Below are 11851 nucleotides of genomic sequence, written 5' to 3' on the forward strand. Positions count from 1 at the left end.
AAGGGGGAGGATACCCAAGTTGAAAAACACTGCCTCAAGTAGCAAAAAATGACTCTAGAGAACTGAAGCAGCGAAGGGGTTCATTGCGCAATAGTCTCCCAAAAGGACGAACGGCTGTACCAAGACATCACTCTTGGCACAGCCGATACTGTTGTTGAAGCATTAACCCCGTCGGTATAGACTACTTCGCCGAGCTTTTGGTGCGCTTGGCTACTGCACGAGGTTTCTTTTCCTTGGGAGCCTCCTTGGCAGGGATCTGACTCTTGAGGATCTCGATCTCCTTCTTTAGGGATTCGATGTATTCGTTCTGCTTGTCGATCATCTGCTCATAGGTACTGATCTCATCGGTACCGAACTCCTGCGGAGCGACCTTCTCTAGGCGGAGCTTGAAGTCGCTCAAGACATTCATATAGTTATTGAAGGCATCGTAGGCCGAGTTGTACGGACTAAAGCCACGTCCGCTACTACCAGTATTCATATAGTAAAGGTGGTCTGCACTCTGCAGATACCTCCAGTCCTGCCGTAGGCGATTGTCCTTGGTCAGGCGTACACGCTCTCCCATATCGGCGAGCTTAGTTAGGACGCCTTTCTGCAAGACGTTGCCAGTCCAGTCGTTGGTACTCTTCGCTTCACCCGAGCTGCTTATGGGGCTACTTACCTCAAGCGAGCCGACTGCCTTGTGGCTCTTGATAAGCTCGCTAGGCAGAGCAAAGCCCACCTCGTACTGACCGGATAGGGCAGGCAGAGCTCGGAAGAAATCGAAGATGCCAGACTCGGCACGATTGAGCCCTCCTAATACCTCGTAATTCATATACAGATTGACGACCTCTTCCTCTTGTGGCAACCATTTAATTCGGTTGAGCATCTTATCTGCCGTGACTGGGTACTCGGGCGAGTCATAGCGGCTAAACTCCTGCGTGATCAACTCTGTCAGACCAGAGTTGCGTAATAGGAGCTTGAGCTCAGGCTCGACCACAGAGCTATAGATGTAGTTGGGACTCTTCCAGCCCAGCACATGCTTGGCTCCCTCGGTGATCATACCCTTGAAGCCAAAGCTACGAGCCAGATGTGCTATCTCATCGCTATAGATCAGCTCAGTATTGCACAGCACCTCAGAGGCAGCTGCCCCGAAGCGATCCCTTAGCTTGGTTTGCTGCTCCTGTATCTGCTCGCGAAACTCCTCGGGATCTATAAGCGAACTGAGCGAATAGGCATACGGCGTGGCTAGCATCTCGACACGTCCAGTGGCCACAAGCTCTTGGAAGCTATCTAGCAAATCGGGCTTGTGCACCTCCATCTGCTCGATCGCTAGACCAGAAATAGAGAAGCTGACTTTGAAATCTGGGTAAGTGCGTAGCAGATCTAGAAGCATTCTATTGGCTGGTAGGTAGCAGATGTCTGCGATACGCTGGAAGATCTCGATATTCTGAAACTCGTCGTAGTAATAATGCTCACGAGCGATGTCGAAGAAGCGGTATCGTCTTAGCCTCAAGGGCTGATGAATCTGGAAGCACAAACAAATCTTTTTCATAATGCTGTGATGATCTATCTGGTAAGTCTATTGTATATATCTCGCACCTTCTGTCCTGCAGCCTCCCATGTGAGGCTATTGACTTCCCGTAGTCCCTCCTCCTTGAGGAACTGGTGCATCTCGGGATAAGTGATGAGGGCATAGATGGCGTCGGCCATGGCCTCTACGTCCCAGTAATCTACCTTGACGGCATAGTTGAGGATCTCGGCACAGCCGCTCTGGTAAGAGATGATCGAGGGCACGCCACACTGCATCGCCTCGAGTGGTGAGATCCCGAATGGCTCCGATACCGAGGGCATCACGTAGACATCGCTCGACTTGAAGACCTCGTACACCTGCTGGCCTTTCATAAAGCCTGTGAAGTGAAAGCGGTCTGCGATATTGTACTTGGCCACTAGGCGAATCATGGCGTCCATCATATCACCACTACCTGCCATGATGAAGCGCACATTACTCGTATGTTCCAGCACACGAGCCGTTGCCTCAACGAAGTATTCGCACCCCTTCTGCATCGTGATACGACCGAGGAAGGTAACAATCTTCTCGGTAACACTAGCCTTTTTGGGTAATGATAATATTGAGGGAGAGAGCGGCGTCACGGCATTGTGCACGGTAGTTACCTTGGCAGGGTCTTGGTGGTACTTCTCGATTACGGTGCGGCGAGTCAGTTCACTTACGGTGATGATGTGGTCGGCGTGATTCATACCGTCCATCTCTATGGCGAAGACACTTGGGTTCACGTTGCCTCTACTGCGGTCGAAGTCGGTAGCATGTACGTGCACCACTAGAGGCTTACCCGTAATCTGCTTGGCATGGATACCAGCTGGGTAGGTGAGCCAGTCGTGAGAATGTATCACATCGCAATACTCGCTGCGAGCGATAACGCCTGCGACTATGGAGTAGTTGTCAATCTCCTCGAGCAGATTGTCTGGGTAACGCCCCGAGAACTCGATACAGCCCAAGTCATCGGTGTGTCTGTGGCTAAAGTCTGCATATATATGATTGCGCAGACGATAATAGGTATCGGTACTCATGCGCTGCCCTAACCTCTTGACTAGATAGTCGTGATCTACATCTCGATAGACCACAGGTGTATTGCCAGCGCCAATGATAGAGAGGAAACTCGTGTCCTCCTCACCCGAGGGCTTGGGTATCACGAAGGTAATATCCATATCGCCTTGAGCTGCCATTCCCTTGGTTAGTCCGTAGCTGGCAGTGCCAAGCCCCCCGAGAATGTGTGGTGGAAATTCCCACCCAAACATTAAGGCTTTCATATTTATTTGTTGATGGGGTTCATATTCTCGTATTTCTGTTTTGCCTCCTCTAGCAGGCTAAGCGAGCGAATGATCTCGCCGACGCTCATCGCCAACGAGATAGCGCCACGCCCTGTATGTGGTGGATTACCATCGAAGAGCTCACTAATCGTACCTACGCCGTGCTCGTGTACCTCCTCTTCCATACCAATGAGGGTGCGCTCGATATACGATAGAGCCCCACGGCCATAGATCTTGAGGTAGGCCTCGAAGTAAGCCCCCAATAGCCACGACCAAACCGAACCGTTATAATAGGATAGCTCTCGCTCATGCTGCGATCCGCTACATCTGGCTCGGTAACCCTCGCTCTTGGGGCTAAGAGTGCGTAGCCCCTTGGGCGTGCGTAGCTCTCGGGTCACAATCTCCACGACACTACGCTGCACTGCACGGGGCAGAGGGGTATAGGGTAGCGACACAGCGAAGATCATATTGGGTCGGACGCTCCAGTCCTTGGCGGCTTGATGAGTAACGTAGTCGAAGAGGTAGCCGTGCTCATTGACGAAAATGGCATTGAAGTTGCGCTCTATGCGCTCACGCAAGATGTCCAGCTCGGTATTCCACTCTTGCGGCCTTAGCTCTCGGTAGAAAAGCAGAGCATTGTACCATAGAGCATTGAGCTCGACTAGATACCCCTCTCTCTGGATAACCGCCAACCCATTGAGCTTGGCGTCCATCCAGCTGATAGGGCGACCCTTGGCATAGACATAGAGTAGCCCTGTATCCTCTAGATGCATCTGACTATGCGTATTGCTCATATAGTACTGGACAAGGCGACTAACAAAAGCTCCATATAGCCTACGAGCCTCATCTCGCCCATAGACACGGGCGAACTGCTGTACGCACCACACGGCCCACAGTCCTACATCGGGGTCGGAGAGATGGGTCAGCAGAGGCGAGGCATGCCTACCACTCATGAAGTCATCGAGGTCTGGGATCACCGTGTCCATGATGCGATAGTAACGCTCTGGAGCACCTGCGTATATCGAGCAGCCGGGAAGCGCCACAAATAAATCTCTAGCACGCACACCAAACCAAGGATAACCAGCCAGCAAGTAGCCGTCCTGCTCATTGGGGCGGTAGTAGAACTGCTGCGCCGAGCTAAGCAGACAGGAGCGGAAGTCTAGGCGAGGGATACGCACCTCAAACTCCTTAGCGAACATCTCGGGGAGGAGTGCTGGATCCACCTCCTCTATCCCCGCGGAGAAATAGACGGGTTGATCCTTCTCTATGACACACTCGAAATAGCCGGGTACATACAGATCCTCGGTGTGCTCATAGCCTCGCTCACGTTCTTTGTGGTAGAGGATATTTTCATTCCAGTGTGGAGCATAATGAAACTCATGCTCTTTGGAGAGCTGCATACACAGCCTCGGGTATCCGGGGTATAGACAAATCGCCTGCCCATGGCGTAGCGCATGGAGCGTGCCGTCAATCTGCTCATTGCGATGTGTGAGCATCTTGACATCTCTGAAGGCCAAGAGTGGTGAGAAGCGCAGGCTCGTCTTACTGTGTGCCTCCAGCAGAGTAAACTTGAAGATGATGCGATGCTCATAGTGGCAAAGGAAGAACTCTCGCTTGAGAATTACCCCCCCCACTCGGTAGGTCGTAGAGGAAGCGACATCGACATTGTACTCTCTGATGTACTTGTGACCAAGAGGACTAAAGACGTCGCCTCGATACTCATGCACTGCTATATTGAAGGGCACGCCATGCTGCACAATGGATAAATCTAGCGAAGAGAGCAAAACGTGGTTGTTCGGGCTTAGCTCCGGTATTGGGATAACTAGTGCGCCATGATATTTGCGTGTATTGCAACCCACGATACTTGAGCAGCAGTATGCCCCCATACGGTTTGTGCGGATATACTCCCTCTGCAGAGATTCGTCCAGATTAGACATCAAGCGTCTATCAAATTTTAGATAGCTCATAATCTGTGTTTGATCTAATAAGATACGCCAGAGGCCCTCGAGCGATTGATGGATCTGATGTTTCTTGAGCCTCTTAGCTTTATTTTCGTGCTAAGTTACGATTATTACTTGACAACTCCTATAATTCTTTTGACTGAAAATTAAACTTTATTACAAGGGGCTGCACCAAAATTCACTCTTGGCCCAATCAACCATCAAATCCTGCCAGAGCACATCAATCACATGGGTTATCTAAGGACCTGTGTCCTAATCTATTTTGTCTATTGACTATGCTAGACACATCAGCACACATCAAGGCACGAAGAGCTAAGGTAGCAACTGGCGAAAGGCTATGTCTACATTACCCAATCCCTCCAGCCAACGAATACTATTGCTAGACAATGATGCAAGCAGACCTCGCTCATTCGCCTACATCTTCGTTAAATATTGCAAAAGAATTAGCTTCAAATTTGCATAAAGAATAGGTCATTTATAAAAGCCGTCGGAATCCCTACCTTAAATTGAAGGACTAATTGGGTACAATCCGTGGACTAATTCGCCAAGATGCACCCACCAATCCTCAAGGATTAATGGGAAGAAATACCCCGAAACACACCACAAACGAATAAAAACCACTAAAAGAATAGACACAAATACCTAGCTATAAACCAATTAATAAAACCTCGTTTTGGGCGGTCGTTTTCGTTTGTCTGGGAGCAGGAGCCAAAACGAGGTCGGACTCAATCTAGAGCCTTCTAGAGGGCAAATACGAGGTTCAATCTTTTTTGCACTCAAGGAATGAAACAAGCTCAACCCTACTCCGAAATCGTAAAGAAAACATAAAACCCTACCCACTACCTTTAATTACCCTCACGGCATCCCCAATAAATACTACCAACCATGCAGAGTACTTGTCCAATCTACCGTACATTTGTCAGCATGAAACTGTCTGCTGCTCTCAGCAGCCTAACCCAAACAAATCTATGATGAAGTATTATACCGAGCGCTATCAGCCTCTAACGCCAACCCAAATACTAGATCTCGAGCGCAATGGCTGCCGATGCAACGATTGGTCACGTGTCCTAGTGAGCAATGGCTTCGAAACCAACCGCTGCCGTGATGTACATTTCTCAGGAGATGTCTGGCTCTCACGCCTAGACAGCCAGATCAAGCTTGCAGGAGGAGTCTGCAAACCCGCTGGCATCTACCACGCCCACCTACACAACTGTAGCATAGGCCCCAACGTCTTGATAGAGCGCATACATGAGTATATATCGGGGTACAACATAGGCGAGGGGGCCACGATCGTCAATGTAGATCGGCTCTTTGTCAGTGGCAAGACCAGCTTCGGCAATGGTCTTGGTGTGGAGGTGCTCAACGAAACTGGCGGACGAGAGGTTTGGATCTCGCACAATCTATCGGCACAAGTGGCCTATCTAATGGCATTCTATCGCCACGATACACAGCTTATTGAGAGGCTTAGACAGCTCTCACAGAGAGAAGCCGAGGCACACACGAGCGATAGGGGTGAGGTAGGAGCGCATGCCCTAGTGCGCTGTGTACGCAACATAGAAAATGTCAATATCGGCGCATACGCCCATATCGAGGGAGCTTCTCATCTACGAGAGGGTACAATCATCAGCACTAGAGAGGCTCCCGTACATATAGGCTACAATGTCAGCTGCATCAACTTCATCATTCTCTCCGGTAGCCGTATCCTAGACGGAGCTACGATCAGCAACTGCCTACTCGGTCAAGGTTCTAGACTTAGCCACCTCTTCTCAGCTCACGACTCGCTCTTTTTCGCCAACTGCCAAGGAGAGAACGGTGAGGCTTGTGCCGTCTTCGCAGGCCCCTACACCGTCAGTATGCACAAGTCTAGCCTGCTTATCGCTGGCTACTACTCCTTTCTGAACGCAGGCAGTGGCTCCAACCAAAGCAATCATCTCTACAAGCTCGGGCCGATACATCAGGGTATCGTGGAGCGAGGCTCCAAAACCACTAGCGACTCATATATTCTCTGGCCTTCACATATTGGGCCATTTACACTAGTGATGGGGCGACATGTAGATCACGTAGATAGCTCAGACTTTCCATTCTCTTACCTCATCGAGGACCACAACGAAACCTTTCTCGTCCCGGGCGTAAACCTGCGAAGCGTAGGCACGATACGTGATGCCAAGAAATGGCCAGAGCGAGATCGGCGCACCGACAGCCACAAGCTAGATAATATCAACTTCAACCTGCTTAGCCCCTATACCGTAGGCAAGATGCTCAAGGCTCATCGACAACTCTCGGAGCTAAGCCAGCTACTAGGCAACACCGAAGACCACAAGATAGCTTACCGCAATATGCGCATCCGCCAACGAGCTCTCGAGCGGGGCATCAGACTATACGCCATCGCCATCGTCAAGTTCCTCGGCAACTCTGTGATCCATCGGCTGCGCAACTGCCCATGCAGGAGCGATGCAGAGGTGCGTGCGCACCTACTTCCCCAAAGTGAGCGTGGCCTCGGTCGTTGGATAGACCTATGCGGTATGCTTGTCCCCCAGAGAGAAATAGAGCAAACGATAGAGGCCATCAAGGCAGGGCAGATCGCCAGCCTCGACGAGCTCAACACCACACTATCTAGTCTACATCAAGAGTACTACGACCTTGAGTGGCCGTGGGCCTATCGGGAGATGCTTGAGTGGTTCGGCTTAGAGGCCGACAAGATTACCTGTGAGGACATTAGACGCATTGTAGACGAATGGGAGCGCAGTGTAGTAGAGCTTGATCAGATGCTCTACGAAGATGCGAAGAAGGAGTTTGCCATGAGTATCAAAGTAGGCTTTGGGCTAGCGGCAGGTGCAGATACCCGAGAGGCAGATTTCGAGTGCGTGCGAGGAGGATTCGACACCAATCCATTTGTACTAAGCGTATTGGAGCACATCAAGACGAAACAAACCCTAGCAGACAGCATACGAGAGCGCCTCGGTGTATGACAGAGTTTTTGCTTCTCTCCAACCCTCATCGGTCGGGCCTCTGTGGTGTAATTGGCTAGAGTACGACTAACATTATTAATTAAACCGATAAATCCACCACCGAGTAACTAAATGTTTTGTATATTTGAACCGCAATTTTGGGCACTCGTACTCTTGACAGAGCTCGAATACCTAACCGAAATAAATAAAACGCAATGGCTAACAATAAAGCAAACCTAAAGGCAGAGGCTTTCGCCTCCGTAGTAGATGGCAGAGATGTTCGTCTGGTTTCTCTTGTCAATAAGCAAGGGGCAGAGGCACATTTCATCAATCAGGGAGCTAAACTGGTTTCTCTGGTAGTGCCAAGTAAACAAGGCTGGGTAGATGTGGTGATCGGGCATGACAGTACAGCCGACTACCTCTCTAGCGAAGAGGCTTATTTCGGAGCAATATGCGGTAGATATGCCAACCGCATCGCCCATGCCAAGTTTGCCATTGACGGCCAAGAGTATAGTCTAGCCATCAACAATGGGCCAAATGCACTGCATGGAGGGCTCAAGGGCTTCAACTCTGTCGTTTGGGACATCGTGGAGCAAGAGGCCAATCGTGTCGTGATGACCTATACCTCACCCGACGGCGAGGAGGGCTATCCCGGAGAGCTTGCCGTACAGGTGACCTACACGCTCACGGACGACAACGAGCTCTCGATCGACTACGAGGCTACGACCACCAAACCCACCGTACTCAACCTAACCAATCACGCCTACTTCAACCTCTCGGGCGACGGTGATGCTAGCGTACACGACCATACCCTAGAGATCAATGCCAAGGAGTATCTGCCCACCGACGACACGGCTATCCCATACGGCAAACCAGAGGCAGTCGAGGGGACACCATTCGACTTCCGCACACCTCACCTCATCGGCGAGCGCATCGATACACCTATCGACCAGCTTACTTGGGCACGTGGCTACGACCATACCTTCATATTGGACAAGCCTCTAGGCAAGCTCGGCTTCGCAGCTCGCTGCTCTTCACCCAAGACTGGGGTAGTGATGGAGGTCTACACCGACCAACCGGGGGTACAGCTCTACACGGGCAACTGGATGAGTGGCAATATGCGAGGCAAACATGACGCTCGCTACCCAGCTCGTGCGGCTCTCTGTCTGGAAACACAGCATTACCCCGATAGCCCCAACCGCCCAGAGTATCCCTCAACCCGCCTCAACCCGGGAGAACGCTTCCGCTCGACAACTGTATTCGCATTCTCCTGCAAAGAGTAAGGTTTATCATAAGAGGAGAAATATAAGATCAACAACTTTAATAGACTCAAACAAATGAATCAAGTAAAACAGCAGCAGAGCTACCTCATGCCGTTTATCATCATGGTGGTGCTCATGTCGCTGATTGGGTTGATTACGAACCTCAATCAGCAGTTCCAAGGGCCTATGCAAGCGGCCTATCTGATTAAGGGGGGGAGCATGACCACGACACTAACCAACATGCTCAACTTCTCGTTCTTCCTTGCCTATCTAGTGATGGGTCCTTTTACCAATCGCTATATCGACAAGAATGGCTATAAGAAGTCGCTCGTTTTCGGCCTATTCATCCTCATTGCAGCCTTCGGTCTGTACGAGCTGTCGGCCTATGTATTTGAGACATTCGACAAGCCTCACTTCGAAGGTGTAATCGCAGAGGCTAAGGCTGCAGGCGATGCTTTCGTTTACACTGGAGCAGTAGAGGTGCCTAAGGCATACTACGTATTCCTAGTGGCTGCATTCGTGGCTGGTACTGCTCTGACGTATCTGCAGGCTGTGGTGAATCCATATCTCGTGGCTTGCGACGTTAAGGGAACATCTGCTGTACAGCGCCAGAGCATCGCAGGAGCTGGTAACTCTCTGATGACGACCATTGGCCCTCTATTCGTAGCCTATGTGATCTTCCAGCAGAAGAGTGGTCTAGACATCAACATCACTTCGCTCTACGTCCCCATCCTCGCTCTGATCGCACTCGTGGCTCTGATCATCGTAGCCCTTGGCAAGATCCATCTGCCCAGTATCGCTAGCGCCGAGAAGAAGGAAGGCGAAGTACTTGAGAAGAGCGTTTGGAGCTTCTCTCACCTCGCCCTTGGTGTGGTAGCTATCTTCATGTATGTAGGTGTAGAGGTAGCCGTTGGTGCCAACATCACACTCTACGCCAAGGATAGCGGATTCGACGTATCTACTGCTGCTACTATGACCTCTCTCTACTGGGGTGGTCTGCTCGTAGGACGTCTACTTGGTAGCTTCCTTAGCAAGATCAGCGCCAATACACAGCTCGTGGTAACCTCTGCAGCTGCCGGGATCCTTGTGGCTGCTGGTATGGTGACGAATAACCCTTGGATTATGGTTGGTGCTGGACTCTTCCACTCAATCATGTGGCCTGCCATCTTCTCGCTCGCTATCGACAAGCTCGGCAAATACACCTCTGCTGGTACTGGAGCGCTGATGATGGGTGTAGTCGGTGGCGCTGTCCTACCTCTCGTACAGGCTGTAGCTGTAGACTTCATCGGTGGCTGGCAGTGGACTTGGGCAATCGTAGTAGTTGGCGAAATCTATCTGCTCTACTACGCTCTAGTAGGTTACAAGGTAAAGCAACTGCCTTAGTGGTCGATTGACGAAGAATAAATCAAGTAAGCTGGCGAATGGCTGAGTCGCTCAGCCATTCGCCAGCTTACTTTTCGATAAACCGCAAACAACTTAAAAGAACAATCAAATGGATACAGCAAAAATTAGAAGCAAGTTCGCCGAGCTATATGGCGAGGCTGGCGTTCTCTACACCTCACCCGGTCGCATCAACCTAATCGGTGAACACACTGACTACAATGGTGCATTCGTATTCCCCGGTGCCGTAGACAAGGCTATGTATGCCGAGATTCGCCTAAATGGCACAGATAAGATTCGTGCATACGCCCTAGACCTAGGCGAGAGCGCAGAGTTCGGTCTCGAGGAGTCTGATGCTCCCGAGCAGAGCTGGGCACGCTACGTCTTCGGTGTAGCGCGTGAGATTCAGAAGCGTGGACACAAGATCGGTGGCTTCGACACTGTATTTGCTGGGGATGTGCCTCTAGGAGCAGGCATGAGCTCGTCGGCAGCGCTAGAGAGCACGTTCGCTTTTGCACTCAATGAGCTATTCAACCTTGGCATCGACAAGTTTGAGCTTGCTAAGATTGGTCAGGCTACCGAGCACAACTATGTAGGCGTGAAGTGCGGTATCATGGACCAGTTCGCCTCTGTCTTCGGCAAGGAAGGCCATCTCATTCGTCTAGACTGCAAGAACCTTGAGTACGAATACTTCCCATTCAAGCCCGTTGGCTACCGTCTGCTACTTGTAGACTCTGTGGTCAAGCACGAGCTTGCCAGCTCTGCCTACAACAAGCGTCGTGAGAGCTGCGAGGCTGCTGTAGCTGCTATCGCCAAGCGTTACCCCGAGGTGAAGTTCCTGCGTGACGCCTCTATGGCTCAGCTTGACGAAGTGAAGGGCGAAATCTCTGCCGAAGGCTACATACGTTCGGAGTATGTGATCGGCGAAGTGCAGCGTGTACTAGACGTATGTGCTGCTCTAGAGCGTGGCGACTACGAAACGGTAGGACAGAAGATGTACGAAACGCACCACGGCATGAGCAAGCTCTACGAGGTAAGCTGTGAGGAGCTTGACTTCCTCAACGACCTTGCCAAGGAGATGGGCGTAACAGGCTCTCGTGTAATGGGTGGTGGCTTCGGTGGCTGTACGATCAACCTAGTCAAAGACGAGCTGTACGATAAGTTCAAGGCAGAGACTAAGGCTCGCTACATGGCCAAGTACGGCAGAGAGCCTAAGTTCTACGACGTAGTGATCTCCGACGGAGCACGTCGTCTAGACTAGAATAGCCGAGGACTTATCCTCTATACAGAGGCCACACATCAGGCTCAATCAATAGTCATTGAGCTTGGCGTGTGGCTCTCACTTTTTGAGTTTGCACTTACTCTCCTACGGAGACCGTTGCACGGCATTTTGCCGCTTTTCGGTTAGAAACGTCGTATATATCTCTGATTATTACTATCTTTAATATGTAATTAACTGTATCGACATGGCAACCAAACCAACCGAACAAGCTCC

7 protein-coding genes are annotated in these 11851 nt (G+C 50.9%); 4 read left to right on the forward strand and 3 right to left on the reverse strand.

Annotated features, from left to right (window positions below):
- Nucleotides 1-181: 181 nt before the first annotated feature.
- The 3 genes from HQ41_RS03645 to HQ41_RS03655 are packed head-to-tail and all read right to left on the reverse strand — an operon-like array spanning nucleotide 182 to nucleotide 4772.
- Nucleotides 182-1531 (reverse strand): glycoside hydrolase family 57 protein, encoded by a 1350-nt coding sequence (locus tag HQ41_RS03645; RefSeq protein WP_044188045.1) that lies wholly within the window; start codon nucleotides 1529-1531, stop codon nucleotides 182-184.
- Nucleotides 1532-1545: 14 nt separating this feature from the next.
- The gene (locus tag HQ41_RS03650; protein WP_044188047.1) at nucleotides 1546-2805 is read right to left on the reverse strand and encodes a glycosyltransferase family 4 protein; all 1260 of its coding nucleotides are present in this window, start codon (nucleotides 2803-2805) and stop codon (nucleotides 1546-1548) included.
- A 2-nt stretch (nucleotides 2806-2807) separates the two neighbouring features.
- The gene (locus HQ41_RS03655; RefSeq protein WP_044188049.1) at nucleotides 2808-4772 is read right to left on the reverse strand and encodes an amylo-alpha-1,6-glucosidase; all 1965 of its coding nucleotides are present in this window, start codon (nucleotides 4770-4772) and stop codon (nucleotides 2808-2810) included.
- Between the two features lie 965 nt (nucleotides 4773-5737).
- Here HQ41_RS03655 and HQ41_RS03660 point away from each other — a divergent pair.
- The 4 genes from HQ41_RS03660 (at nucleotide 5738) to galK (ending at nucleotide 11617) form a co-directional block, all read left to right on the forward strand.
- The gene (locus tag HQ41_RS03660; protein ID WP_044188051.1) at nucleotides 5738-7735 is read left to right on the forward strand and encodes a DUF4954 family protein; all 1998 of its coding nucleotides are present in this window, start codon (nucleotides 5738-5740) and stop codon (nucleotides 7733-7735) included.
- A gap of 194 nt (nucleotides 7736-7929) precedes the next feature.
- The gene (locus HQ41_RS03665; protein ID WP_044188053.1) at nucleotides 7930-8997 is read left to right on the forward strand and encodes an aldose epimerase family protein; all 1068 of its coding nucleotides are present in this window, start codon (nucleotides 7930-7932) and stop codon (nucleotides 8995-8997) included.
- Nucleotides 8998-9051: 54 nt separating this feature from the next.
- A complete protein-coding gene (locus HQ41_RS03670; RefSeq protein ID WP_044188055.1) occupies nucleotides 9052-10359 on the forward strand; it encodes an MFS transporter in 1308 nt (435 codons plus the stop codon).
- 109 nt (nucleotides 10360-10468) lie between these two features.
- Nucleotides 10469-11617 (forward strand): galactokinase, encoded by a 1149-nt coding sequence (gene galK, locus HQ41_RS03675; protein WP_044188057.1) that lies wholly within the window; start codon nucleotides 10469-10471, stop codon nucleotides 11615-11617.
- Nucleotides 11618-11851 lie beyond the last annotated feature (234 nt).

Source organism: Porphyromonas sp. COT-290 OH860 (assembly GCF_000768935.1).
Lineage (GTDB): Bacteria > Bacteroidota > Bacteroidia > Bacteroidales > Porphyromonadaceae > Porphyromonas.

Excerpts from the sequence above, each read along its gene's own strand:
- HQ41_RS03645 (WP_044188045.1), bottom strand. The coding sequence starts at position 1,531 with ATGAAAAAGATTTGTTTGTGCTTCCAGATTCATCAGCCCTTGAGGCTA.
- HQ41_RS03650 (WP_044188047.1), bottom strand. The coding sequence starts at position 2,805 with ATGAAAGCCTTAATGTTTGGGTGGGAATTTCCACCACACATTCTCGGG.
- HQ41_RS03655 (WP_044188049.1), bottom strand. The coding sequence starts at position 4,772 with ATGAGCTATCTAAAATTTGATAGACGCTTGATGTCTAATCTGGACGAA.
- HQ41_RS03670 (WP_044188055.1), top strand. The coding sequence starts at position 9,052 with ATGAATCAAGTAAAACAGCAGCAGAGCTACCTCATGCCGTTTATCATC.
- HQ41_RS03665 (WP_044188053.1), top strand. The coding sequence starts at position 7,930 with ATGGCTAACAATAAAGCAAACCTAAAGGCAGAGGCTTTCGCCTCCGTA.
- galK (WP_044188057.1), top strand. The coding sequence starts at position 10,469 with ATGGATACAGCAAAAATTAGAAGCAAGTTCGCCGAGCTATATGGCGAG.
- HQ41_RS03660 (WP_044188051.1), top strand. The coding sequence starts at position 5,738 with ATGAAGTATTATACCGAGCGCTATCAGCCTCTAACGCCAACCCAAATA.